This is a genomic window from Nocardia sp. NPDC052001, from assembly GCF_040680615.1.
Classification (GTDB): Bacteria; Actinomycetota; Actinomycetes; order Mycobacteriales; family Mycobacteriaceae; genus Nocardia.
Map to the genome: position 1 here is coordinate 241,352 of NZ_JBFAXC010000008.1, position 24,463 is coordinate 265,814.

Sequence of the window (24,463 nt, forward strand, 5' to 3'; positions counted from 1 at the left end):
AGCACGGCTAGCATTACCGTCATGCAATTGGATTTGAACCTGCTCGCCGCCCTCGACGCGCTCCTGGAGGAGGGCAGCGTGGCCGGTGCGGCCGACCGCCTGCACGTCACCGCCCCCGCGATGAGCCGCAGCCTGGGCCGTATCCGCCGCACGACCGGAGATCAGATCCTGGTGCGCACCGGGCGCACCATGACCCCGACGCCGTACGCGCTCGCGGTCCGCGAACAGGTGCACGAGTTGCTGGGGCAGGTCCGGGGCGTGCTGGCGCCGAGCCGCGACCTCGACCTCACCACCCTCGAACGCACCTTCACCCTGCGCTGGCACGACGCCCTGGTCACCGTCGGCGGCCCCGCCCTGCTCACCGCCGTGCGCGCCCAGGCGCCGGGCGTGCGACTGCGCTTCATCGCCGAATCGAGCATCGACACCCCCCAATTGCGCCGCGGCGAAGTCGACCTCGCCGCGAACGCGGACCGCCCCACCGCGCCCGAACTCCGCTGCACCCCGGTCGCGCAGACCCGGCAGGTCATCGTCGTGCGGCAGGGCCATCCCCTCACCAGCGCCGAGACCGTCAGCACCGAGCAGTTCGCCGCGGCCGAGCACATCACCGTCTCGCGGCGCGGCACGCTCACCAACCTCCTGGACGAGGCTCTCGCCCGCGAGAACCTCACCCGGCGCGTGGTGGCGAGCGCGCCCACCGAACGCGCCGCGCTCGAATTCGTGCGCGTCTCGGACCTGCTCGTCACCGCCCCCGAAGCCACGACACGCGCGATCGCCACCGACCTGGGCCTGGTCCTGCTCCCCCTGCCGATCGAGCTGCCCCCGGCATGGGCCTACCTGTCCTGGCATCAACGCTATGACACCGACCCCGCGCACATCTGGCTGCGCGATCTGGCCCGCACCGCGTTGACCGATGCGATGACCGAACCCGACCGCACCACGATGTGATCGCCTCGGCTCGGCCGATCGCGTTGTATACCACCGCATTTCACCGTCCGAACACTCAGCCGATCCCTGAGCGCGGAGATCGCCACCCTGACCACCTGCCTGCTCGATCGCTGCGGGACACACATCGGTGAGAGGTCTCCGCGCCGCACCTCGGATCGTCCCGGCGCACACTCGCGCTCGATCGCGCGCACGGCCGGGTGCGGTGATCTACAGTGCTGTAGGGCCGTACTCCGCCTTCGTTGGGGAGGGCACGGAGTGCGGGTAAACAGGGGATCGGCCATGGACTTGCGCGCGGGGACGAGCTTCTGCGGGTTCACTACTCGCAGGCTGCTCGGGCGGGGCGGAATGGGTGCGGTCTATCTCGCCGCGCATCCCCGGCTCGATCGGCTGGTCGCGCTCAAGGTGCTCAACGCGGTGCTGGCCGCGGATCCCAAGGCCCGCAACTCCTTCGAGCGTGAGGCACGGCTGGCGACCCGGCTCGAGCATCCCAATATCGTCGGAGTGTACGACCGCAGCCATCCCGGCGATCAGGACCTGTGGCTCTCGATGCGCTACATCGAGGGCGGTGATGTGACCGCGCTGTTGTCCGCCGCGCCCGATGGGCTGGACGTGGCACGGGTAGCGCGGCTGATCACCGATGCCGCGCACGCACTCGATCACGCGCACGCGCACGGGGTGCTGCACCGGGATGTGAAACCGGCCAATCTGCTCCTCGATCATGATGTGCGGGCCGGAGAACGCGCGGTGCTCACCGATTTCGGGATCGCCCGCACCCTCGACGACACCGCGACCCTCACCAGTGTCTCGGCGACGCTGGCATACGCCGCACCGGAACGGTTTTCGCGGATGCCGGCCGATCATCGCGCCGATATCTACTCCCTGGGCGCGACGCTGTTCCAATTGCTGACCGGCCAGCCCCCGTTCCCGCGCAAGGATCAGGCCGCGGTCATCGCCGCGCATCTGCTCGAACCGGCACCCTCGCCGCGGCAGCTGCGGCCCGATCTGCCACCCGAGCTCGACGCGGTGCTCGCCCGCGCGCTGGCCAAAAGCCCCGAGGATCGCTATCAGAGCTGCGGTGCGCTCGCCGACGCCGTGGAACAGTCCGCCCGAACGCAGGGCGTGAGCGCGGAAAACGGTGCGCCGGTACCGGACTCGACTCCGCCGCCCCGGTTCACCCCGCCACCGCTCACCGGACCGACGACGATCAGCTCACCCGACGCGATCGATGCGCCGGTATCGCAGCCGTCGGCGATCCGCACACCGGCGTCGTCCCCGCCCGCGCAGCCCGTCCTCGCGCCACCGAAACCCGCTGTGCCACACCGCAGATTCCGCCGCAGCACCCGGCTGGCGGTGATCGCGGCTGTCGCGGTGGTGGTGATCGCCGCGTCCACGGTGATCGCGGTCAAATCACTGAGCGGGCACACCCGCGCCACCGATCACTCCGCCGCGACCGCGGGCGCGGTGCCGGGTATGGCACTTCCGGTGCAGCCCAAGGCCATCGCGGTCGATACCGCCACCCACGCGGTGTACGTGACGACCTCGGACAAGAGCGCGCGCCTCGAGGTCGTGGATCCGGTCAGCGGCGCGGTGACCGCGTCCATCGCCTTGCCCGCCGATCGATCCGCGGTCGCGGTGGATCCGGTCTCGCATACGGTCTTCACCGCCGGAAGCGACGGCACCGACCCGGTCATCGACATCATCGATCCGGTCGCCAAGGCGGTCACCGCGACGATCACGGTCGGACCGCCCAAATCCGGCCGCATGGCCGACTACCCCAGCGGCCTGCTGGTCGACCCCGGCACGCACGCGGTCTACGCCTTCAACACCCTCGATGCCTGGCTCGCGGTCATCGACCCGGTCACCCGGACCATCACCCACACCCTGACCGGCTCCTTCGAATACGCGGTCGACGCGGTCAATCACCGTCTCGCCGGGGTCAATATCGCCAGCTACACCGCCTTCACGATCGACCCCGCCACCGGTGCGGCCGCCGACCAGACCACAGTCGAGGACTGCTGCTCCGGTGCGGCGGTGTTCGATCCCGCGAACCGAATTCTCTACGTGGACGACACCTATCGCTCGAAAGTGGTGGTCGTGGACCTGGCGAACCACAGGGTCACCACCACCATCGACACACCCGCGCAAGGGTCGGGCACCGGCTCACTCGGCATCGACCTCGATACCCACACCTTGTACGTGCCCAATGCTCGAGCCAGGTCGATCTCGGTGATCGACCTGACCCGACACCTCATCACCGCGACCATTCCGGTCGCGGACCCACCCGAGACGCTCGCCCTGGACACCTCCACGCACACCCTGTACGTGCTCAGCGAATCAGCCAGAACCCTGCGCATCCTGCACGTGTGAACCGTGCCGGACTACCGGCTCACGCCTTGTGCTGAGCCGAGGTGCGCGCCGGATTGGACTGTTGCGCGGCCTTGGGATCGAGCTCGTCCGCCTTGGCTCGCACGCCCGCTTCGATCCGGTCCCCGAGTTCCTTGTCGACATTGCGCCAGTACTCGAAGGCGCGGGTCAGCACCGGGGCGCTGACACCGTTGAGCAGATGGCCGACGATATTGTCGACCAGACGCTCGCGCGCGGCATCGTCGAGGACCTCGCGGACCATGGTGCGAGCCTGGCCCCAGTCGTCGTCCTCGGCGCGCAACGTGTAGGCGGTGCGCACCATCTCACCGTCGTTGTGCCAGCCGACCACCGGCCCGGAGACCTGCGGATCGGCGTGCGGGCCGCCCTTGGAATTGGGCACGTACACCGGGTCCGAGACATTGGTGTACCGCATCTGGCCGTCTTTGGAATACGAGTGCGCGGGTGCGGCGTGCGGCGAATTCACCGGCAGCAGTTTGTAATTGGCGCCGATGCGGTGCCGGTGCGCGTCCGGATAGGAGAACCAGCGCCCCAGCAGCATCTTGTCCGGACTGGGTCCGGTGCCGGGCACGGAGTTGCTGGGTTCGAACGCGGCCTGCTCGATCTCGGTGTGATAGTCCGACGGGTTGCGGTTCAACGTCATCCGGCCCACCTCGATGAGCGGATAGTCCGCGTGCGGCCACACCTTGGTCAGATCGAACGGATTGAACCGGTAGGTCTTGGCCTCCTCGAACGGCATGATCTGCATGTGCAGCGTCCAGCTCGGGAACTGGCCGTCGGCGATGTGCTCGAACAGATCCCGGGTGTGATAGTCGGTGTCCATGGCGGCCATCTGATCGGCTTCGTCCTGGGTGAAGAACTCGATGCCCTGATCGGTCTTGAAATGGTATTTCACCCAGAAACGTTCTCCGGCAGCGTTATACCAGAGATAGGTGTGGCTGGAATAGCCGTTCATATGCCGCCAGGTGCGCGGAATACCGCGGTCGCCCATCAGCCAGGTCACCTGATGCGCCGATTCCGGTGACAGGGTCCAGAAGTCCCATTGCATATCGTGATCGCGCAGATTGTTGTCCGCGCGCCGCTTCTGCGATCGGATGAAGTCCTGGAATTTCATCGGGTCGCGCACGAAGAACACCGGGGTGTTGTTGCCGACCATGTCGAAATTGCCCTGCTCGGTATAGAACTTGAGCGCGAAGCCGCGCGGATCACGCCAGGTGTCCGGGCTGCCGCGCTCCCCGGCCACCGTCGAGAACCGGGCCAGGACCTCGGTTTTCTTCCCCGGCTGGAACACATCGGCGCGCGTGTACGCGCTCACGTCCGCGGTCACCTCGAATACGCCGAACGCGCCGCCGCCCTTGGCGTGGGGCTGGCGTTCGGGCACGCGTTCGCGATTGAACTGCGCCATCTTCTCGATCAGATAGGCATCGTGCAACAGGATCGGCCCATCGGGCCCGACGGTCAGGGAATGCTCGTCGCTGGGGACCGGGATCCCGGCGTCATCGGTCGTGTATTCGCGTCGCTCGGACATGTTCCTCCTCCGCACCGCTGTATTTCCGGACTGACTGGCATATGCCCGCTCCGGCGGAGTCGAATCGGATTCGGGAACTATTTCTCGCGCCCCGGGGCGCGGGGTCGTCCCGGCGGCAGGTTCGGGGTAGTCACAGGTCACAGTCGATGCCCTATGTGAGCTGCTCACGAGCGGTTGTGCCGTCGGTCCCATCTCGTTGCCGACCGGCCGCGCGCGCACCTACGCTCAGTACAGGTCCAGTGGTTCCGAACGACGAAGGGCGGTACATCATGACCATGCTCATTCTCGCGGGCATTGCGACAGCGGGCGTATTCGGGTTCTTCCACAACCGCGACAATATGGACTTCCGCGCCCGCGAAATCGCCGAATACCGCCGCCGCAAGTAGCCGACGCGGTGCGCGCTCGCGACGCCGCACCCTGATCGATCGTCCCCGCGCACCCGGCGCACCGGTGCGCCCCCGCACGCGGACCCGCACCGACCCGTAGCGCCGACTGCGGTGCCCGTGTCCCCGGGAGCGCGGGCGCAGGGACCCGCAGCCACAGTGGCCCCGCGATCACCAGCAGCGCGACCAGTCCCGCGATCGCACCGGGAATCGTGCCGAGCCGATTCCACGAGGTCGCCACGATCCGCAGATTCGACGGCACCGCATCGAACCACAGGTAGAGCGGTTCGCTCTCGTCGACGACCGCGCCGGTGTCCGCATCGCGCACGATGACCACCAGCGACAGCTCATACGAGGTGGCCACGCTCGGTCGAAGCTCCCACGTCCAGCTCGTCGAGCGCTGCCCGAGCACTGATGTGCCCGAGGATCCGCGCGCACGGATCGACAGTTCTGTGCGCGCGGTCAATGCGAGTTCCACCCTCCGCCCGGCGGGCACATCCTGAACCCGCACGGGCTGCCTGCTCAGCGCGGACTGCAGCGCACACGTGCGGCTGTCCACGGTCGCGGTGAACACGAAAGTGCTGTCCAGATCGAGCATTCCGGGCGAAGCAGCGATCAACACGCAACCCTGGGCCTCGTGCGTGGCGCCGCGACCGGCGGGCCCGATCACCAGACCCACCGCGATGACCACGAGCGACCACCCCAGGCACATCGCCACAGCGATCCTCAGATTCGCGGCGATCTCACTCAGCACACCGCGCCACCCCGGCGCGCGCTGGCGCCGCGGTGAATAACCATCTCGCCCGAGGCGAGCACTCCGAGTCCTGCCAGACCCCACAGAGTCGAGGTTATGCAGCTCAGGTGACGTCTTCGCGCACAGAACGGTCTCGAACGGTTTGGTATGGCACCGGTTTCGGGAGATCATGGGCGCGTGTCGAGCGGTGCGGGCGAGGTCCCGAGGCGGCGCGCCGGTGTGGCGCCGCGCAGGGTGTTCGCGGAGCGATTGACCGCGTTGTTCGAGGCGGCGGGCAATCCGACGCTGCGGGCTGTCGCCTCGGGGGCGGCGGCCTGGATGGCGGGCACAGGCACGGGTAGCCCGGCCACGATGCAGCGAATCAGCGACTGGCGTTCGGGCAAAGCCGTTCCGGCCGACTTCGATTCGCTACTGCCGGTCCTGCTCACCCTCATCGAGAAGGCGACCGCCGCGGGCGACCCCGCGCCCGAGTTGACCAAAGTGACTGCGTGGCGCGCTATGTGGCGCGCGGCGCAGGCCCGCGGCACCGAAGTCGACACCGCGTGTCCCTATCTGGGATTGGCCGCCTACGGCCCCGACGATCGAGAGTGGTTCTTCGGCCGCACCCGCGCGAGCGCCGAGATCGCGGACCTGGTGCGCCGGACGGTCAATGGTCCCGACACCGGACCGGTGGTGCTCCTCGGGGCATCGGGTGCCGGAAAGTCCTCGGTGCTGCACGCGGGGGTGATCCCGGCACTGCGCACCGACCGGCAATGGCGGGTGGGCACCATGACTCCCGGTGTGCGCCCGAGCAAGACCCTCGCCGAGCTGGTGGATTCGCCGCAGGCCGCGCGCCTGGACCTGGTGGTGATCGATCAATTCGAGGAGACGTTCACCCTCTGCCGCGATGAACCCGAACGCGAGGACTTCCTGGCGCAGATCGCCGCCCTGCACGAGCGCACCGGCACCGCGGTGATCGTGGCGGTACGCGCGGACTTCTATCCCCAATGCCTGGCCTATCCCGTCCTCGAGGATGCGATCAACGCGCGCTGCTACGCCCTGGGCCCGATGCGCACCGATGAGCTGAGCGAAGCGATCGCCGGACCCGCCCGCGTCACAGGATTGAACTTCGAGCCGGGACTGCCCGAGCTGGTGCTGACCGAACTGTGCGGAATGGGCGCCGGACATGATCGCCACAGCTACGACCCCGGCGGCCTGCCCCTGTTTTCCCATGTCATGGCCGCGACCTGGCAGCATCGCACCGGGGCGCGCTTGACGGTCGCGGGATATCGCAAAGCCGGCGGGGTCGCTGGATCGGTGGCCGCCACCGCCGAGCAGGCATGGCAGAGCTTGACTCCCGGCGAGCAGAGCGCGGCCAAGGAACTGCTGCTGCATCTGGTGACCGTCGGAGCGGACAGCCGCGATACCCGCCGCCGCGTACCGCGCACCGAATTGCTCGCCCGCACCGGCGATTCCGAGGACGCGCACACCGCGCTGACCCGGCTGATCGATGCCCGGCTCATCACCGCCGACGCCACAACCGACCGCACCACACCGGGCACCTCCACCGCGGTGGGCGAAAGCGAGACCGACGGTGCGCCCGCACGCGAAATCGTCTGGTTCACCCACGAAATCGTGCTCGAGGCGTGGCCGCGCCTGCGCGCCTGGATCGATGAGGGCCGCGTCGATCATCTGATCCGCCAGCGCCTGGAACTCGATGCCGCCGAATGGGCGGGCGCGCACCGTGATCCGGCGCTGCTGTATCAAGGTGCGCGGTTGAGCACCGCCGAGCAGGTGGGCGGCCCGCCCACCGGGGTGATCGGTGAATTCCTCACCGCCGCACAGGCCACCCGCGCCCGTACCCGCCGACTCGCCGTGGCCACCCGCACCGTGCTCGCGCTGCTGGGTGTCGGTGTGCTGGTCCTGGGTGTGGCGGCGTACGCCCAGACCCGGCTCTCGGCTCAGGAACGCGACAATGCCGATCTGGTGGCGACCTTGGCCGAGGCCGACAGTGTGCGCGCCACCGATCCTTCCCTCTCGGCCCAGCTCGAGCTGGTCGCCGATCGCCTGCATCCGGGCGATCCCGATATCCGCTCGCGGCTGCTGCGCACCCAGAATCTGCCCCTGGCCGCACCCCTGCCCGGACACCAGGATGCGGTGACACAGGTGACCTACCGACCCGACGGGCGTGTGCTGGCCACGGCCGGCCGGGACGGCACCGTGCGGCTGTGGGATGTGGCCGATCCGTCCCGCGCCGCACCGTGGGGAGCGCCGCTGGCGTGCGTGAACGGTTCCACCGCAACGGTATTCAGCCCCGACGGCACCCTGCTGGCCGCCGCGTGCGGCACCGAGATCCGGCTCTGGAACCTCACCGACCCGGCGCATCCGCGACAGCTGTCCTCCCCGGCGGCGGGCACGATCAACGCGCTCTCCATGAGCCCGGACGGTAAGACGTTGGCCGTGAGCGACGGTGCGGCCGTGGCCCTGTGGCGTATCGAGAACCCCGCCGCCCCCACCGTGTCCGCGCACCTGCCCGGAACCGACCCGGTGACCGCACTCGCCTTCGCACCGACCGGACAGCTGGTGGTGGCGGGCGCGCACACCGTGCGACTGTTCTCCCCCGGCCCGGCTCCCACCGCGGTGGCCGCACCGATCACGGTGCCGGGCCCGCAGATTCAAGCGATGGCGTTGAGCCGCGACGGGCGCACCCTGGCGGTAGGCGGCGGCGATGACGCGTTCGTGGCCACCGGCAACGCCGACGCCACCCTCACCCTGTGGGATCTGAGCACCGCCCAGCCCGCCCAGCTCGGCAGCCCGCTGGTGGTCGCCACCAAATCCGAACTGCGCTCGCTCGGTTTCGATTCCGAGGGCACCATCCTGGCCACCGGCGACCGTGACGCGGTCACCCTGTGGACCGTCGTGGACCGCGCCCACCCCACCCGCCTGGGTGAACCGCTGGCCGCCCCGTCGCCACCGTGCCGCAACGCCAACAGTTTTCAACCCTGCCGCGACAGCCCCAGCGCCGTGGCGTTCGCCGCGGACGGGCACACCGTCGCGGTCGGCGGCGCGCAGGGCGGACTGCGCCTGTGGTCGCTGCCGCCCGCGGTGATCGGCGGCCGCATCGGCTGGTCCGCCAATTCCGGAGCCATGAGCGCGGTCGGCACCATGGTCACCAGCGTGGTGGACGGGCGAATCGAGTTGTGGGACATCGGCGATCGCCGATCGGTGCGCCTGCTCGCCGATCTCGGCCCCGGCCCCGGCCGGGATCTGGCCGCCACCCCCTCACTCAGCGATGACGGCCGCCTGACGATCACCACCGCCGGACCACACCAGGGCGTGCAACTGCTCGACGCCGGCGATCCCGCGCATATCCGCCCGCTGTACCGCTTCGCAGACGCGATCGGGGGCTGGTTCGGCCAAGGCGGGCGCCTGATGATCACGCTGGAGTCGCTGTGGGACGCGCGCCTGTGGGACCTGTCCGATCCCGCGCATCCGGTCGCCCTGGGTCCCGCGATCGAAGTGGGTTCGGCCCCCACCGGTTTGGCGGCGGTCGCCGTCCCGCACAGCGGCAAGCTCCTGGTATCCCTGGCCCCGGACACCACCGCCGCCGGTGCTCCGGAATATCTGATCAAACTCTGGGATATCTCCCACCGCGGCAGCGCCGGCGAGATCCACCGCATCACCGGCGATCCCGGGCACCCCCCGGCCGGATTCGGTCTCACCCTCGACGAGCGCACCATGGTCACCTTGTCCGCGAACACCTTTCGCGTCTGGGATATCAGCGATCCCGCACGCACCCACCCGCTCACCGATCCGATCATCGGGCACGCGTTCAACATCCAGTCCGTCGACTTCAGCCCCGACGGCACCCTCATGGCCACCGCGGGCGCCGATTCCACGGTGCGACTGTGGGACTTTCGCGACCGCGCGCACCCGCGCCCCATCGGACAAACCCTCACCATGCCCAGTCGCACCACCTGGAATGTGAGTTTCGACCCCGCCGGCGGGCGACTGATCGGCGTCGGCAACAGCGTCATGAGCATCTGGGACCTGGACGAAAACCATGCGCGCCAACGCATCTGCGCCCTCACCCACGGCGTGCTGACCCGCGAGATCTGGGCCGCGCACCTACCCCGACTCCCCTACCAGCCACCGTGCCCAGGAGCATCGTGACCCGACATAGTATGTGGGCCTTGTCTGTCGTGGCCCTGCTCACCCTCACCGGCACCGCCGCCGCGACCGCGGACACCCCGCGCCCGCGCGCCCACGTCGGCGGCGGCACCGGCCTGGCCCTGCTGCGCGGCGCGGCATTGACCGACCATTCGATCATCGTCGCGTGCACACTGACCGCCATCGGCTACGACGCCGCGGACAACCTGATCGGATTGACCAACGCGCACTGCGAATTCGACGGCGACCGCCAATGGCCGGGCGATCTGGTCCTACTCGAATCCGAAGCCCTCACCCCCGGCGCGAAGGCACGCGACCTGCATCAACTGGGCCGAGTCGAGTACATCAGCGGCGGCAACCCCGTCGGCCCCGGCCCCAACGGCCAGGGCCTGGACTACGCGGTCATCGTCTTCGACAAAACCCAGGTCGAACCCGTCGCCACCGTCGGCGACACCACCATCCGCACCCTGGGCGCCCCACCCCCCACCGGCACCCCGGTCTGCAAACAGGGCGCCACCAGCGCCCGCACCTGCGGACACACCGTCACCACCGCGGGCCCCTACCTCCTCACCACGGTCCCGGCATTCCCGGGCGACTCCGGCGCCCCCGTGGTCATGGGCGACACCCTCATCGGCAACCAATGGTCCTGGGGCGCAGGCACATCCCTGTCCGCCATCCTCGCCGACCTCGACCGCCGCGGCGGCATCGGCGCGGGCTTTCACCTGTGACCGGCCAGAGGTTCCGCGGCCCGATCCGGTCCGGACGTAGCCGAGATCAGTAGTGCGGCAAAGGCAATGGGTGCGATGACCTGGTATCCGACCCAGATCTCACCGCTGGCGCTGCTGCCCTGCCATGCCAGCACCAGCCCCGCGATCGCCGTGAGTGCCCAGCCGCTGTCGTAGGCGACCATGAGCGGTGTGAACGTGCGCGCCGGGCGCTTGGTCACATATCTGATCTCGACTGCGCCACCGCCCATCAGCGCGATACCCGCGACGATCAGCAGCCATACCGGCACGCCGAGCAGATCACCCAGCGGTGCGGCACCCAGCAGCGCTCCCGCTCCCAACAGCACCTTGAACGCACCGTCGGCGACGATTCCCGCCGTCCTCAGCCGAGTCGATTCCCTGGTCAGTGTCATGACCGTTCCTCCTGAAGCCCGTCACCTTGTTCCGTAATCAGATTACGGTAATAATCAAATTATGCGAATGACGAGAGCGGAGACCAAGGAACGCAATCGGCGCGCGCTGCTCGATGCCGCGTTCGGGGTCGTGTCCCGCGACGGCTACCGCGCCAAGCTCGAGGAGATCGCCGCGCGCGCCGAGGTGACCACCGGCGCGATCTACTCCCTGTTCGGCAGTAAGAACGGCCTGGTGGTCGCGATGATCACCGACTACCTGAGCCCGCACTACACCGAGATCGAACAGGCGATCACCGCCGAGATGGACCTGCTCGGCGCGGTCGAGGCCTTCGCGCGCTATTACCGCCGCAGTTGCGACGCCCCCGACGCGCTCTCGGGCCTGACGCTGCAGATCACGTTGCTGGACATGGCCGTTCACGACCCCGACCTCGGCACCCAGCTCGCCGAATCCATCCGCGCGCAGGAACATCACCTGACCGCACTGTTCACCGGCCGATCCCACAACGCGCACACCGTGACCCCGGCACAGGCCCAGCGACTGGCCACCGCGCTGCGGGCACTGTTCGTCGGCCTGAGCCAGGGCGTCATCCTCGGCCTGGCCCCCGACGCGGACGAGCAGTACTTCGCCGACGCCGCACGCGCCCTGGCCGCCGGACTGGACCACGCCGACCACTCGAATTCCTCGACCCCCCAGGAGCTTTCGTGACCGCTCACCCCACGCCGAACGCCACCCCCGCCTCCTCCATCACCTTCATCAACGTCTTCGAGATCGACACCGACCACGCCGAGGCGTTCATCACCCGCTGGTCCGAACGCGCCGCCCTGATGAGCACCAAACCCGGCTTCCGCGACTCACGCCTGCATCGAGCCCGCCTCTCGGACACCCGATTCCAGCTCATCAACGTCTCGCACTGGGACACCCGAGAAGGCTGGGACGCCGCCTCCGCCCGCGACGACCGGACCACCCCGGTCACCTCCAGCACCGGCCTGTACGACGTGGTCGTCGAGTTCTCGCCGCAGCGGTGAACTCGGGATAGCTCCCGCCCCGGGCCGTGGCCGAGTCGTTGGTAGGGTGCGGGAAAGAAGGGGTTAGGGGTGGGATCAGCTACACGAGAGCATGTTTCGACCGGTGCGGTGATGCGTCGCCGGGCCAGGCGCTGGCATACACCTGCGTCGGGCTGGCGGCAGTGTTCGCGCTTCTGCTCGGGGTGGTGTCGCAGCTCGGCATTGACTGCGCCGCCTCACAGCGATTGCTCCTGAGCGAGCTGGATGCGGCCCGCACGGTGCTGATCACCCGTACCGACACCGCGGTCACCGTGCATGTGCGCGCCATGGTCTGAGGTGCGCACCGCGGCGCCGGTGCGGGCACGGACCTGCAATCAGCTGGGAACCTCACCGGCTCTCGTCATCGTTCTCGATGCGCCGCGTGATCGCCTGCACGGTGCGATCCTTCGGAATACGTGTCGGCCAGCAGATCACCGCGACGACAACCGCTACGGGAAGTCCGACCACAATCACCCACCCGAGCACGACCCATCCGCCGCTCATCGAATCTCGCTGTCCCGCATAGCAATCGGTTCGACGTCGATCGGCGGCAATCCGGTGGGCGCGATCGAGGGCTGTGTGTCCGAGAACCATTCGCGCAGGGTCTCGGGATCCATTTCCCATCCGTCGTCACCGACCAGGCCCCACGTCCCGTCGTAATGGACGAGCAGGCGCACGCCCGGCATGGGGGCCAGCACCGGTTTCCGGGCGTCTTCGTCGTCGTAGTGTTCGGGAAGGTCCATCACCTATCCCCTTCGCTGTCGCCGTGGTGAGACACCCACCGCTGGAATTCCGCACGGTGTCGACCGGGCGGTGGGTGCTGAAAAATACGCTAAGCGTGGGTGGATGCGGCCGACCGCGATACGGTGTTGACAACGTGTTTGCTGCTCGGCCGAGGCTGGAGAAGGCGGATGGAATCGGGCTCGCTGCTACGGGCCGCACGAGAGGCGGCCGGAGTTGGGCTGCGCGAAATCGCGGCGCTGACCCATTACAGCCCGTCGTATCTGTCGCTGATCGAGTCCGGGAAACGGGCCGTGCCCACGGAGGTTGTCGCCGCCTACCGCAGTGTGCTGAGTGACCCCGCCGACGGGGAACAAGCCGGGGCGGAATGGATTGCGCGCGTGGCCGCGTCGGATATCGGCGGTGATGCGCTCGACCGCTTGGAAGCGGCCGTGGACGACCTCGCGTCGGCGTATCCCACCACTGCGCCCGCGGTGCTGTTGGCCGATATCGGTCGACATCTGGGGTACGCGGCCAAGCTGATGGATAGTCGTAAGACCCTGACCCAACACCGCCGAGTGCTCGTCACGGTCGGGTGGTTGTCGCTGCTGGCATGCACCTGCCATATCGATCTGGGCGAGACCGCCGCCGCGGCCGCGCGCGGGCATGCGGCCCGCGATATCGCCGAGGAATCCGGCCATCGCGAGATATCGGCGTGGTGCCTCGAGACGCGCGCCTGGCAGCTGTTGACCGCGGGGAACTTCGCCGCCGCCGCGGAGACCTCGCGGGCCGCGCAAGCCCTTGCCCCGCAGGACAGTTCGGTCTTCATCCAAGCCACCGCGCAGGAGGGCCGGGCACTGGCCCGACTCGGAGATGCCCCCGGCACGTACGCTGCGCTACGCCGTGTCGCCCGGCTGGTGGCCGGGCTCGGTGTTCCCGACCGGCCCGAGCATCATTTCCGATACGACCCCGCGAAATCCGACGCGTATGTGGCCACCACCCTGGCGTGGCTCGGCGATCCGGCGGCCGAGTCCTACGCCCGCCATGTCCTGGCCGATCTGGCCGGTGCGGCCACCATCCGTCCGCGCCGAATCGCCTCGGCGAACGTGGATTTGGGTCTGGCGCTCGTGGCGGCCGACAAGCCCGACGAAGCCGCGGACGTCGCCCTGGCGGCGGTCACCTCGGGCAGGCTGGTGCCGTCGAATTATTGGCGTGTGGCCGAGGTGATGTCGGGGATCGAGGAGCACGGAGCCGGTGAGGCAGTCACTGTCCGCGAAGCGTTCCGCGACACCTATCGTGCGGCACCCCAGCTCAATTCGTGACCACTCACGACCCCCAGTAGATCTCCCCGACTCCATCGCTGCCGAACCCGATGCCTTCGAAGAAGATGTGGTGCACGTCGATTCCGTCGAACCAGGACGTGTGGTGCCGGGTGGCGCGTTCGGTGTGCACGATCGCGTCGAGCAGGTCCGAGACGGTGAACCATTGCCCGTTGGGGGCTTGGTGGGTGACCGGGTCTCCCAGACCGCGCAGGGTGAGTTCGGGGATGGTCAGTACCACCTGCTGTAGTTCATCGGTGGTCAGGTCGCGGAAGTCCGCGTCGTCCTCGTGCCAGACCTGTACTGCGAGAGTGAGTTCGGCTATCTCGGCCGTTGCGGTGGCGCGCTGGTTCGACAGGGACGGCGAGATGGGCTCGGGCGGTTCGGTGAGGGTGATGTGCAACGTGCCGGACAGGGCGTTGACGAACTCGAGGGACACGGGGGAATCGTGGCATAGGCTGCCGGGGTCCGGCTCAGGAGATCAGTGCGGCCGGTGCTGTTGCAGGAATTCGAGTCGTGTCGCGAGTCGGTTGACTTCCGCTGTGGTCGGGGCGTCGCCTCGGTGGATTTTGCCGAGGATCGCCGACAGTTCCGCGTCCCGTGATCGTCGGGGACCGGTGGCGGCGTGCTCTGCGATGAGCGCCGGTAGCCAGTCGGCCAGATCGGTGAATTCGAAACCCAACGCCCGCACCACTTGTGTGCTGATGGTGAAGTCTTCGGAGAAGCCGAACGGGGAATAGTTCTGTTCGGTGGGAGCGTCGGCGTAGCTGACCGGTGACCCGACTGTGGTGGCAATGACCTCCAGGAGATCGCCGACCGATATCGGAGTACTCGACGCCGCGTTGATCGGTCCGGTGAAGTGATGAGTGCCCAGCCACCCCAGGAAGCGGCCCGCGTCCTGCGCCCAGACCAGCGACTGCCGCACCGCGGGATCAGGCACGAACACCGCACGACCGCTCTGGACGGCGTGCACATGCCAGTCGAGCCGACGAGAGGGATCGGTGCTGCCGAGAATGTTCGGAAAGCGCACCGCGACTATGGGAAACGCCGCTGTCTGGAAGAAAGTGGCCTCGGCGGCCCGCTTGCCTTCGGCATAACGCAGATGCGGTCGCGACGACTGCGCCAGCAGCGAATCCGCACGGTACGCGCGGGGATCGAAGTCGCGTTCGACCCGGTCGGCGGCCGGTGCATAGACCATGATCGACGAGGTGAGAATGTACCGGCCGACCCGGCCCGCGAATAGCTCACAGGCGATGTCGGCGGCGGCTCCGGTGTAGCAGATCTGGTCGTAGATGACATCCCACGGACCCATGGCGGCCAACTCCCGCAACGAATCTCGCGCGGTGCGCTCGACCCGCACGCGAGTCACGCTGTCTCCGAACGAATCCGGGGTGATTCCCCGCGTCGCGATCGTCACCTTCGCGTGATCGTCGAGCAGCTCGGCCACCAGCGGTGGACCGATGAGCGTGGTGCCACCCAGCACCAGCACCTTCATGGCCATCAGTCGATCACCGCTCGCCGGTCCGCATCGCTCCAGAAGGGATCGAGCCAATGGGCATAGTCGAAAGCGTCCAACAGGCGCAGGTCGTTGATCCCGCCGGTCCCGCGCAGATGGAACTCGCGCACGACAGTTCCGCTGTGCCGATCGATCATCTGTATCCAGGAATCGCCGTGCCGCCGTTCGTTGCGATGCAGGAACTCCGATGTCGCGACGATGAAATGGTCGAGGGTCATGACCAGACCACGCGCGTACCCCGGCCGCGGCAGCCTCAGGCGATAGCCGCGATCGGAGCGAAGTTCGTTCTCCAGCGTGCCGATCCAGAACAATTCACCGTCGAGGCACGCCAGCCCGTGAATGCTGGAACCGGCATCGGACAGCACGTAATCCAGTGTGCGCGTAGACCTGCGGTAGGCGTTGACGAAACTCGGGCGGTTGAAATTGTGCGCGGCGACGAACAGATGCTCATCTGCCCAGAGCAGAGAGTTGAAGTGATGGCGGTCCTGCGCCTCGGAGGCGTGGCGTGGCGCATACCGATACACCTGCTGATCGAGCAGGTCGAATTCCACGACCGGGGTATCCGCGCTCAGATGCACACCGATGAGTGAGTTCGTCCGCGGACTGACCGCCCACACCCAGCCCTCGTGATAGGCCAGCTGGTGGATATTGACCTGTAACGAAACCGGCAGCGTGCGAACATAATTCAACTGTTTGTCGAACACCAGCAGCTGCCGATGATTGGCGATGTACAGCTCCTCCCCCGCCCACGTGATACCGAAAGGCCGGCACGAAAACGCTCCGTCGGGGTTGGGATCGATGAACTCGGGCCGGACCGGAATCGATTCCAGGGCACCGGATTCCAGATCCAGGACAACAGCCACCCGCGCCATATCGGAAATCGTCGCCATCACTCGCACGCACGGCCCCCGTCGGATCGCGGCCTCAGATATCCGGCGAGATTCTCCGCCACATGCGCTGGACTGCGCATTCCGACCAATGCCGCGGTGATCCCCGGAGCCGACCTGGCAAACTCGATGGCACGCTGAGCGTCGGTGGTCGGCCCCGTCGGCCCATCGCCCGGCAGCGATCGCGCGAGGCGGCCCTGCAGCAGACTCGCGCTCGCGATGACCGTGATCCCGAGTTCACCGGCGAGGGCAACTACACTCGGAGCGCCCTGCGCCGGTGGCGCCAACGCTTCCCGCATCCCGTAGTTGACCGGAAGCTGGATGAACCGGAAATGATGATCCTGCCCGACGATCTCACCGGCGATCCGCGCCAGCGAGCGCACCGAGAGCACCCCGTTGCGGAACCCGTCCCAGGTCGCGGCCCCGTAGCAGCGGATCGATCCGGCGGCCACAGCACCCTCGAGCGCCTCGAACGCGGCACGGATCCGACGCTCGAATTCCACCGAATCCACATACGCCAGCTGCGTTTCCGGGTTGTGGAGGTAGTAGACGTCGATGGTCTCCAGACCGAGATTGTCCCGGCTGCGATCGATCTGATCGAGCAGGAAAGCCGGTGCGATGCAATGCCTAGCCCCGACGGTCTCAACACTGTCCAGTGTGCGAGCAGGCACCGCCCCGGGCACCAGATAGCCACCTTTGCTGCAGACGACGATCTCGTCGCGACTGCCACCGCTCTCGTCCAGGAACGATCGAATCGCCACTGCGACACTGAGTTCGGACCGCTGATCCCGGTAGGTCAGCGCGGTATCGATCAGGTTCACACCCGCCCGCAGCGCAGCATGCACCGATTCGGCATAGGCGATATCGGTGTCATCATCCATCGCACCGCGATAGGTGCCGATACCGATACTGGAGATCAGCAGCCGCTGAGCGGTCCGGTAGAAGTCCGTGTACTCCATGCCATGTCGGGCCGCGAACCGCGCGCAGCCCGCCGCGCTCGCGTATCCGGCCACCGTATTTCCCGGCACACGCGCCGCGACAGGTTCGAACCCTCCAGCGCGCTCTGCTGCGCTCGTTCGCAATTCATCGACATGTCGTTCCAGCTCCCGAAGCTCCTCGCCGCTCAGCGACTCCCCCCGATGGAGCTTGGTCAGCAGCGCATTCAATCCGGGGTGCCGAGAATTCACGTCAGCAGGATCGGCATCAAGACTTCGCTGGAAGCCTCGACCATATGTGTCACGGCATCATCGGCCAGGTTGGATTCGGACAGCTTGTACTTGCGCGGTGAGAGGCTCAGGATCGTCTCGGCGATCAACAGCCGAGTCGACACGAATTGCGTCACCGGATCATCGGAGGAATAGGCGGCCACCGAGCGATCGAATTGCCGGTAATCCTGGTTCATCGACGCGAGAACCCCGCGTGCGCTGCTCACCTCCTCGCGGATGAGACCCGCCAATAGATCTCGCACCTCGGCGCGCTCGGTCGTCCCGGTGAGATTGCCGACTTCCCGCGCTTCGCGCCAATAGCGATCGAACAACAGATGCACCCGGGATCCGGGGACCGGCGGAGCCGGATCCAGAATCTCCAGAATCGAACCGAACCACTCCACGAATTGCTGACCGGCCGCGCCCAATTCGCCCCAGCACTGCGTGCGAAGTTGCTCACCCAGGTACTGCGCCCGAGCCAGCGCGGTGCGACTGCCGATCATTCGAAGCGGACCGTAGCTCTCCTCGAGTTCGGGCGCTCGCTGTTCGGCCACCTGTGCCAGCAGCGCGAGATGCACATACACGTGGAACGCGGCGAGTGCGCGATGCACATCCCAGTAGTTCCCATTCGCCGGATCCGGCCTGTTCCAAGGGGAATGAATCAACGGCGCATCGGATCGATCGAAACCCGGATTCAGCAGCGTGTGCCCGCGGCGGAAATCGTAGAGCAGCTGATGCAGCGATTCATGGAGCAGATGCTCGGCGGCCGTCCACGGATTGGCCAGCAACCGGCGACTCAGGAATATCGTTCCGCTGACCCGGAATTCCGAACTCGACATTCTCGTGGCCCAGAGGCCGACGCGGGGAAAGATCGCGATCAGATGGGTGTGGCTCAGCGGGCTCGCCGAGGACAGCGGCAGCAGTTCGTTGAGCAGCCGGGCCCCCTGGGCGAGCACCGCGAGCTCGTCCGGCTCAGGCGTATACAACTCTTCCTCGTAGTTGTTCTCTCGCACGATATGCCCGAAGGCGCGGGTGAACACGGTCTCGGCTTGCTCGGCCCGCCAGACCCAGCCGAGATGCGGCTCCGGTCCCAGGCGGTCCACCAACCCCGACCCGATCGGACCAAATGTCTTGTCCCCCATCAACCGAGTGGTCTCGCGGAACACTTCCTCGCAGCGCGCGAGCGGCAACCCGTACTCGACTCCCATTTCGAGTCGTGCGTGCGCGTGCTGGATGGCGCAGCGCACCACGGTATCGCCGAACGTGCGGTACACCCCGTAGGAATCGCAGCGGTCCAGGGCATCGAGCAATTCGGCGGCGGCGGGCAGGTGCGCGGCGACCTTTCCCAGGCGTCGCCGGTAGCAGATGTGCAGCTGTTCGGTGATGTACTCGGTATTCCCGAACGGATGTTGCGCCAGCAGCGCGTCGATTGTTTCGAAAGGCAGTTCACTGCGCACAACGGATCCCCCGCTCATTGCCCGGGAATTTCCTTACGCTTCTCGATCTGCTCGAGGATGCCACCGGCGATTTCGATGGTCGGATGATGATGGGTGAAATGCCCACCCGGTGAGGTGTGCGTGTCGTGATTGGGTGTGGCCGTGGCGACTTCGAGTTGATCGACGTGGGACTGCAGACTGGCCACTTCATCGGGCGAGAGCACGGCCCGCTGCTTCAATTTTTCCAAGATCGATTCGAGCGCAAATTCATCTGGCATGACGACCTCTGTCGGTACTAACCGTAGATCTTGACAATCAGAGTGATTCAGATCACAGTCAGTCTATCCAATGCGTCTCGCCCTGGCAATCATCGCGCGGCAGCGCCTATTTCCGGTAGCGGGCCGCGCCGGCTCGACTGGTCGGCAGTGAATGCCCGGTCTCCAGTAGGGATTTCACATCGCTGAGCATGAAGGGGTAACCGCCGCCGAAACCCTCGGTTTCCAGATCGCCGGAAATAATGATCGAGATCAGCGGTGCGCCGGATACGTCATGGATGATCGTGAGGGCGCACGTATCGTCGCCGCGGTCACGAATTTCGTAGCGCAGGTACGTTTCCGGCTCCGCGACGAGATTCTCATCGCCCAGGAAGCGGATGCGCGCGGCCAGCAGAATCGGCGGATCGTAGTCGGTCACCGTGCCGCGGATGATGATCACCGGTTCGGTGTCGATCGGGCGGGGCCCGGAGGGCGCGAAAACCGTGAAGGCCCCGCCGATTCGGGGTTCGATGACGCTGCGCCCGCCGAAGCCGTAGCGCACGGTCCAGTCCGGATCGGTGATCGCGGCCCAAATGCGTTGCGCCGGTGCGGCAATGACGACGCGATGGATCTGGGTCGTCTCCGGGCGGGCGCGCGAGCGGATATCGTCCGGGCTCACGATTCCAGATCCTTCTTCAGATCGGCCAGCGCGGTGATCTGCTGCTCGGTGAATTTGTCGATCCAGCGATCGTGGATCAGCCGGATCGGCACGGGGTTCAGATAGTGCAGCTTCTTGCGCCCGCTGCGCACCACGGTCACCAGGCCCGCGTCCTCGAGCAGGCGCAAATGCTTGCTGATGCCGAACCGGGTCATCTCCACCCCGGTCTCCAGCTCGGTCAGCGTCTGCCCGTCCCGGGCGAACAGCGCGTCCAGCAGATGCCGCCGGGTGGGATCGGCCAGCGCCTTGAACACCGCGTCCTCGTCCACACCCCCACCCTATACGAGACCAAAAGGTCACATGACCGTTGACATGTGACGTTTTGGTCACCTATGGTTCCGGATCATGAAGCGATACATCGTCCTGTACCTCGCGCCCCTGTCGGTCGCGCAACGATTCGCCCAGGCCACACCCGCCGAAGCCGCGCAAGGCATGCAGCTGTGGGTCGACTGGAGCCGGCGCATCGGCACCGGCCTCGTCGACGGCGGCAAACCGCTCGGCAACGCCCGCCGCATCACCCCGGCGGGCACCTCCGAGACCGACAGCGGCGTGATCGGCATGTCGATCCTGCAAGCCGAGTCCATGGACGAGGCGCTCGAGCTGGTCGGCGATCATCACCACCTGCACTGGGCCGAACAGTGCGAGATCGTCGTCCTGGAAGAGCAGCCCATTCCCGAACTGCAGCACTGACATCCGAGCGTCGACGACATCGGTTCGCCGACCACAGGGCGTTCGTCAGCGCCCGCGGAGTTCAGCCCTGCAGGGCCGGGACGAGAACCAATTCGCACCATTGACGAAAGCTCGTCGGGCTCGCGGTCGCCTCGGTGCGCGGTACGCCGTTGTCCAAACCGTCGTTCTTGGCGCGCATCATGTCGACAAACGCGGTCGCGATCGCCTCGCTGGCCCCTCGCGCGGCGAGAGTGGCGCGGAAGTCGTCGAGAGACTCTCGCTCATAACGGATTTCGCGACCGAGTACCTCGGAGAGCGTGTGCGCCATATCGGTCGGCGACAGATCCTGCGGCCCCAGGAGCGCGACCTCGCCGGTGCCGGACCAGGAACGGTCCACGAGCAGGCGCATGGCTGCGGCGGCGATATCGCGGGTGGCGACTATCGGGGCCGCGAAGTCGGTGGGCGTGGTGCCGGTGAAGACGCCCGCATCCCGGATCGAGATCGCCTGCCAGAGCAGGTTATCCATGAATGACGGGTTCGCCAGCGCCCGATAGGCCACGCCCGTGCTCGCGATGAGATCGTCCATCGCCAGCGACCCCGTCACATGCCCGGCGGTACCGGCCACGGGGGTCCCGCGACCCAACGCCGAGATGCCGACGACGTGCCCGACCCGGTGAGCGGTGAACGCCTTCGCCGCCGCGCGGGTGAATCCGGAGAACGCGGCCTCCAGGCTCGGGGCCCGCATATCCGGCGGGATGAGCCACAGTACCGCCTCCGCACCGGCGAAGGCGCGGTCCACGGTGTCGGGATCGCGATGTGATCCGGTGACGATCTCCGCGCGGGCGCGAACCTGCGCGGGGAGCCTGTCGGGATCGCGCGCGATGACGCGCAATTCCTCAGTGTGAGTGGGGTTTTCGAGCAGGCTGCGCAGCACTTGACTGCCGATGCTCCCGGTGGGAGAGGTAATGACGATCATGATTCGAGTCTGGTGAGAGAACCCCGCGCCGTCCAAGACCCTTTCCAGCAATTGATACCCTGAGGGTATGGATCTGGATCTGCGCAAGCTCCGCTACTTCGCCGCGGTGGCCGAGCATAGGCATTTCGGCCGGGCCGCGGACAAGCTCTTCATCGCCCAGCCCGTCCTGAGCCGTCAGATCAAGGCGTTCGAGCACGAGCTCGACTGCGAGCTGCTGGTGCGCACCACCCGCAGCGTGGAGCTGACCGCCGCCGGAGAACAGCTCTACCGCGAGGCGCAGCGAATCTTCGACACCGTCGACACCGCGGTGCGACGCGTGCAGGATGCCGACCTCGGCGTGCGCCGGCTCGTGGTCGCCTTCTCCACCGGGCTTCATGTCTCCGAAGCGATCCGGGAATTCTCCCGGCGCCACCCCGCAGTGGAGACCGACGTGGTCCCGGCGCGCTGGCGCGAGGGCGACGCGCCGCTGCGCGATGGCCGTGCCCGAATCGGTTACCTGCGACGGCCTTTCGACGAATCCGGCATGCGCGTCATCCCGGTCGATATCGAACCCCGGGTCGTGTGCATGCCCGCCGCGCACCCGCTGGCCGCGCGCACCGAACTCACCATGGCCGACCTCGACACCGAGCCGATGCTCGATATCGCCAAACGCAAGACCACCTCGCTGGAGGAGAAGTTCGAACTCGTCGCCTCCGGACACGGACTGGTGCTGGTCCCGGTCAGCGTCGCCCGCGCCTACGTGCGCCCCGACCTGGCGCACCGCGCGGTCACCGACGCCCCCGGCACCGAGACATGCCTGGTCGTGGCCGCGGACAACCGCGACAAGCTGGTGAGCGAATTCCTCGATATCGCCCTGGCCATGCTGCGCCGTTAGGCGTGGATTACGCGGTCTCGGAACCGAATTCCGGGAACAGCGTCACCTGTGGCCGCTCGGCCGCCCACTCGCGCAGCCATGCTCCGGTCGGGCCGTAGATCTCGGCCGACACCAGCTCGGCACAGTCGAACACGCTCTCGAGCCATTTCGCGCCCCGCTCGTTATGTGCCTGCGCGGCATCGGAATCGACATACTCCTCGAGGGCCACATAGCTGCCCGGCACCGTGGAAAACCATCGGTACGTGAGGGTTTCGGGTTCCTCGGCCGCCTGCGCACGCAAGGCGAGCGCGGCCTCCTCGAACTCCGCCTGCCGACCTTCCCGGACATCGAACCGCGCTCGCACGAAAAAGCTCATGCCCCATTCCACCAACGGCACGGCCGAAGATCAACGGGCTGTGCGACTTCGGGTTGCGGTGCGGTCGCCGAGCCAATAGCGTAGTCATACATAATGAATGACGTACATACTTCCGAGTCGGGCATGGCCAGCGGTGACGACGGCCTCATCTACGACCCCGGCGTCCGGCAGTCGATGCACGTACTCGCCGACGGGCAAGACAGCGCGATGGAAGCCGCCGCCGCGCTGCGACTGGCCTGGCAGGCCGTGGACAAACTCCGGACCAGCGGCGCGGGCGGTCGCGGACTCAGCACCGGAGCCCTGGATGTCCTTGGACGACTGGCGGTTTCCGATCACGACCTGAGCATCGGTGAACTGGCGCGTATGTGCGGAGTCAGCTCCCGCAATATCACCGGCCTGGTCGACACCCTCGCCGCCAAAGACCTGGCCGAACGCACCCCCGACCCACACGATCGACGCGGCGTCCGTGTCGCCATCACCCCGGCCGGCCACGAATGGCTCGAATCCTTCCGCGAACCGACCCGCCGCGCCATGGCCGCGATCTTCGCCGGATTCACCCCCGACGACCTCGCCCAGCTACGCCACCTGTCCCTGCGAGTGGTGCAGAACCAACGCCGAATCCAGCACTACCTCGACAACTCCGAACCCCCAACGTCATAGCGCCATAAAGGAAACCATGCCCACCACCCCACCCACTCGCGACATCGTCCAGGCATACCATCGCGCACGTTTGCGCGCCGACATCCCCGCCGCGGCCGAGCAGCTCGCGCCGGATTTCTCCTTCCGCAGCCCATTCATCGAATCCCACAGTCCCGCAGGCCATCTCACCGGAATCGAGCAGCTCGTCCACATCATCGACCATGTCGAGATGATCACCGAGCTCTACAGCGACACCGACGCCGTACTGATCTACCACCTGCACACCAACTCCCCCGCCGGAATCCAGCGCACCGCAGAGCATTTCCGCCTCCGCGAAGGCCGCATCACCGAAATCGAGCTGATCTTCGACCCGACCCCCTGGCACGCCATCATGTCCGCCGCGAACCTCAAAAAGCGCTGACCGGGCAGCAATGACGCGGCGATCAACCCAGCGGTCGTATCGAGGGTGCCTACGCGGTGAGGGGCAGGGGTAGCGACCCGCGATGTCCACCGACCCGGCCGCCTCGCGGTCAACGTGACCTATTGCCCCGCAGCGAGATCACGTCGCCCCG

At 67.1% G+C, this 24,463-nt stretch carries 27 protein-coding genes; 12 read left to right on the forward strand and 15 right to left on the reverse strand.

Going from position 1 to position 24,463, the window contains the following annotated elements:
- Nucleotides 1-21: 21 nt before the first annotated feature.
- Both AB0L82_RS32535 and AB0L82_RS32540 read left to right on the forward strand, forming a co-directional pair.
- Nucleotides 22-945, forward strand: coding sequence for a LysR family transcriptional regulator (locus AB0L82_RS32535; RefSeq protein WP_364644999.1), 924 nt, complete (start codon nt 22-24; stop codon nt 943-945).
- 279 nt (nt 946-1,224) lie between these two features.
- A complete protein-coding gene (locus AB0L82_RS32540) occupies nt 1,225-3,312 on the forward strand; it encodes a serine/threonine-protein kinase (RefSeq protein WP_364645002.1) in 2,088 nt (695 codons plus the stop codon).
- Between the two features lie 19 nt (nt 3,313-3,331).
- Here the strand turns inward: AB0L82_RS32540 and AB0L82_RS32545 are convergent, their stop codons facing one another.
- Nucleotides 3,332-4,855 (reverse strand): catalase, encoded by a 1,524-nt coding sequence (locus AB0L82_RS32545; RefSeq protein ID WP_364645005.1) that lies wholly within the window; start codon nt 4,853-4,855, stop codon nt 3,332-3,334.
- 279 nt (nt 4,856-5,134) lie between these two features.
- Entirely contained in the window at nt 5,135-5,992 is an 858-nt protein-coding gene (locus AB0L82_RS32550; RefSeq protein WP_364645008.1) for a hypothetical protein, read from the reverse strand.
- 177 nt (nt 5,993-6,169) lie between these two features.
- Between AB0L82_RS32550 and AB0L82_RS32555 the strand changes: the two genes are divergently transcribed.
- Together AB0L82_RS32555 and AB0L82_RS32560 are read left to right on the forward strand one after the other, a co-directional pair.
- Nucleotides 6,170-10,144, forward strand: a complete 3,975-nt coding sequence (locus AB0L82_RS32555; protein ID WP_364645011.1) for a hypothetical protein — start codon at nt 6,170-6,172, stop codon at nt 10,142-10,144.
- Nucleotides 10,145-10,164: 20 nt separating this feature from the next.
- Nucleotides 10,165-10,869, forward strand: coding sequence for a hypothetical protein (locus tag AB0L82_RS32560; RefSeq protein WP_364645014.1), 705 nt, complete (start codon nt 10,165-10,167; stop codon nt 10,867-10,869).
- On the opposite strand, the gene AB0L82_RS32565 is transcribed toward AB0L82_RS32560, so the two are convergent.
- Nucleotides 10,860-11,279 (reverse strand): hypothetical protein, encoded by a 420-nt coding sequence (locus tag AB0L82_RS32565; protein ID WP_364645017.1) that lies wholly within the window; start codon nt 11,277-11,279, stop codon nt 10,860-10,862. The two genes, AB0L82_RS32560 and AB0L82_RS32565, sit on opposite strands and share 10 nt — an antisense overlap.
- Before the next feature lie 67 nt (nt 11,280-11,346).
- On the opposite strand from AB0L82_RS32565, the gene AB0L82_RS32570 reads away from it, so the two are divergent.
- The 3 genes from AB0L82_RS32570 (at nt 11,347) to AB0L82_RS32580 (ending at nt 12,619) form a co-directional block, all read left to right on the forward strand.
- Nucleotides 11,347-11,985 (forward strand): TetR/AcrR family transcriptional regulator, encoded by a 639-nt coding sequence (locus tag AB0L82_RS32570; protein WP_364645020.1) that lies wholly within the window; start codon nt 11,347-11,349, stop codon nt 11,983-11,985.
- Nucleotides 11,982-12,305: an antibiotic biosynthesis monooxygenase family protein gene (locus AB0L82_RS32575; protein ID WP_364645022.1), complete on the forward strand. Its 324-nt coding sequence runs from the start codon at nt 11,982-11,984 to the stop codon at nt 12,303-12,305. Before AB0L82_RS32570 ends, AB0L82_RS32575 begins: the two co-directional genes overlap by 4 nt.
- A gap of 161 nt (nt 12,306-12,466) precedes the next feature.
- On the forward strand, nt 12,467-12,619 hold the full coding sequence (locus AB0L82_RS32580; protein ID WP_364645025.1) for a hypothetical protein: 153 nt from the start codon (nt 12,467-12,469) through the stop codon (nt 12,617-12,619).
- Nucleotides 12,620-12,671: 52 nt separating this feature from the next.
- Here AB0L82_RS32580 and AB0L82_RS32585 read toward each other — a convergent pair whose 3' ends face one another.
- Entirely contained in the window at nt 12,672-12,827 is a 156-nt protein-coding gene (locus AB0L82_RS32585) for a hypothetical protein (protein WP_364645028.1), read from the reverse strand.
- On the reverse strand, nt 12,824-13,066 hold the full coding sequence (locus tag AB0L82_RS32590) for a hypothetical protein (protein WP_364645031.1): 243 nt from the start codon (nt 13,064-13,066) through the stop codon (nt 12,824-12,826). The genes AB0L82_RS32585 and AB0L82_RS32590 overlap by 4 nt, the downstream gene beginning before the upstream one ends.
- Nucleotides 13,067-13,234: 168 nt before the next feature.
- Between AB0L82_RS32590 and AB0L82_RS32595 the strand changes: the two genes are divergently transcribed.
- The gene (locus AB0L82_RS32595; protein WP_364645034.1) at nt 13,235-14,365 is read left to right on the forward strand and encodes a helix-turn-helix transcriptional regulator; all 1,131 of its coding nucleotides are present in this window, start codon (nt 13,235-13,237) and stop codon (nt 14,363-14,365) included.
- A 4-nt stretch (nt 14,366-14,369) separates the two neighbouring features.
- On the opposite strand, the gene AB0L82_RS32600 is transcribed toward AB0L82_RS32595, so the two are convergent.
- The 8 genes from AB0L82_RS32600 to AB0L82_RS32635 all read right to left on the reverse strand — a co-directional run bounded on the left by AB0L82_RS32600 (nt 14,370) and on the right by AB0L82_RS32635 (nt 20,647).
- A complete protein-coding gene (locus tag AB0L82_RS32600; protein ID WP_364645037.1) occupies nt 14,370-14,801 on the reverse strand; it encodes a hypothetical protein in 432 nt (143 codons plus the stop codon).
- Between the two features lie 42 nt (nt 14,802-14,843).
- Nucleotides 14,844-15,863 carry an NAD-dependent epimerase/dehydratase family protein gene (locus AB0L82_RS32605; protein ID WP_364645040.1) on the reverse strand — a complete coding sequence of 340 codons (1,020 nt, stop codon included), beginning with the start codon at nt 15,861-15,863 and terminating at the stop codon, nt 14,844-14,846.
- On the reverse strand, nt 15,863-16,768 hold the full coding sequence (locus AB0L82_RS32610) for a hypothetical protein (protein WP_364645043.1): 906 nt from the start codon (nt 16,766-16,768) through the stop codon (nt 15,863-15,865). Before AB0L82_RS32610 ends, AB0L82_RS32605 begins: the two co-directional genes overlap by 1 nt.
- On the reverse strand, nt 16,768-17,778 hold the full coding sequence (locus AB0L82_RS32615; RefSeq protein ID WP_364645046.1) for an aldo/keto reductase: 1,011 nt from the start codon (nt 17,776-17,778) through the stop codon (nt 16,768-16,770). Before AB0L82_RS32615 ends, AB0L82_RS32610 begins: the two co-directional genes overlap by 1 nt.
- Before the next feature lie 170 nt (nt 17,779-17,948).
- On the reverse strand, nt 17,949-19,445 hold the full coding sequence (locus AB0L82_RS32620) for an HEXXH motif-containing putative peptide modification protein (RefSeq protein WP_364645049.1): 1,497 nt from the start codon (nt 19,443-19,445) through the stop codon (nt 17,949-17,951).
- On the reverse strand, nt 19,442-19,684 hold the full coding sequence (locus tag AB0L82_RS32625; protein ID WP_364645052.1) for a hypothetical protein: 243 nt from the start codon (nt 19,682-19,684) through the stop codon (nt 19,442-19,444). Before AB0L82_RS32625 ends, AB0L82_RS32620 begins: the two co-directional genes overlap by 4 nt.
- A 106-nt stretch (nt 19,685-19,790) precedes the next feature.
- A complete protein-coding gene (locus AB0L82_RS32630) occupies nt 19,791-20,339 on the reverse strand; it encodes an SRPBCC domain-containing protein (protein WP_364645055.1) in 549 nt (182 codons plus the stop codon).
- On the reverse strand, nt 20,336-20,647 hold the full coding sequence (locus AB0L82_RS32635) for a metalloregulator ArsR/SmtB family transcription factor (protein ID WP_364645059.1): 312 nt from the start codon (nt 20,645-20,647) through the stop codon (nt 20,336-20,338). Before AB0L82_RS32635 ends, AB0L82_RS32630 begins: the two co-directional genes overlap by 4 nt.
- A gap of 76 nt (nt 20,648-20,723) precedes the next feature.
- On the opposite strand from AB0L82_RS32635, the gene AB0L82_RS32640 reads away from it, so the two are divergent.
- On the forward strand, nt 20,724-21,068 hold the full coding sequence (locus AB0L82_RS32640) for a hypothetical protein (protein ID WP_364645062.1): 345 nt from the start codon (nt 20,724-20,726) through the stop codon (nt 21,066-21,068).
- 61 nt (nt 21,069-21,129) lie between these two features.
- Here the strand turns inward: AB0L82_RS32640 and AB0L82_RS32645 are convergent, their stop codons facing one another.
- Nucleotides 21,130-22,023, reverse strand: coding sequence for an NAD(P)H-binding protein (locus AB0L82_RS32645; RefSeq protein WP_364645065.1), 894 nt, complete (start codon nt 22,021-22,023; stop codon nt 21,130-21,132).
- Between the two features lie 67 nt (nt 22,024-22,090).
- Between AB0L82_RS32645 and AB0L82_RS32650 the strand changes: the two genes are divergently transcribed.
- The gene (locus AB0L82_RS32650; protein ID WP_364645068.1) at nt 22,091-22,897 is read left to right on the forward strand and encodes a LysR family transcriptional regulator; all 807 of its coding nucleotides are present in this window, start codon (nt 22,091-22,093) and stop codon (nt 22,895-22,897) included.
- A gap of 7 nt (nt 22,898-22,904) precedes the next feature.
- Here the strand turns inward: AB0L82_RS32650 and AB0L82_RS32655 are convergent, their stop codons facing one another.
- Entirely contained in the window at nt 22,905-23,252 is a 348-nt protein-coding gene (locus AB0L82_RS32655; RefSeq protein ID WP_364645071.1) for an antibiotic biosynthesis monooxygenase, read from the reverse strand.
- A 93-nt stretch (nt 23,253-23,345) separates the two neighbouring features.
- Here AB0L82_RS32655 and AB0L82_RS32660 point away from each other — a divergent pair, with 93 nt between their 5' ends.
- A complete protein-coding gene (locus tag AB0L82_RS32660; protein WP_364645074.1) occupies nt 23,346-23,912 on the forward strand; it encodes a MarR family transcriptional regulator in 567 nt (188 codons plus the stop codon).
- A gap of 16 nt (nt 23,913-23,928) precedes the next feature.
- Nucleotides 23,929-24,312 (forward strand): nuclear transport factor 2 family protein, encoded by a 384-nt coding sequence (locus AB0L82_RS32665; RefSeq protein WP_364645077.1) that lies wholly within the window; start codon nt 23,929-23,931, stop codon nt 24,310-24,312.
- Nucleotides 24,313-24,463: the final 151 nt, after the last annotated feature.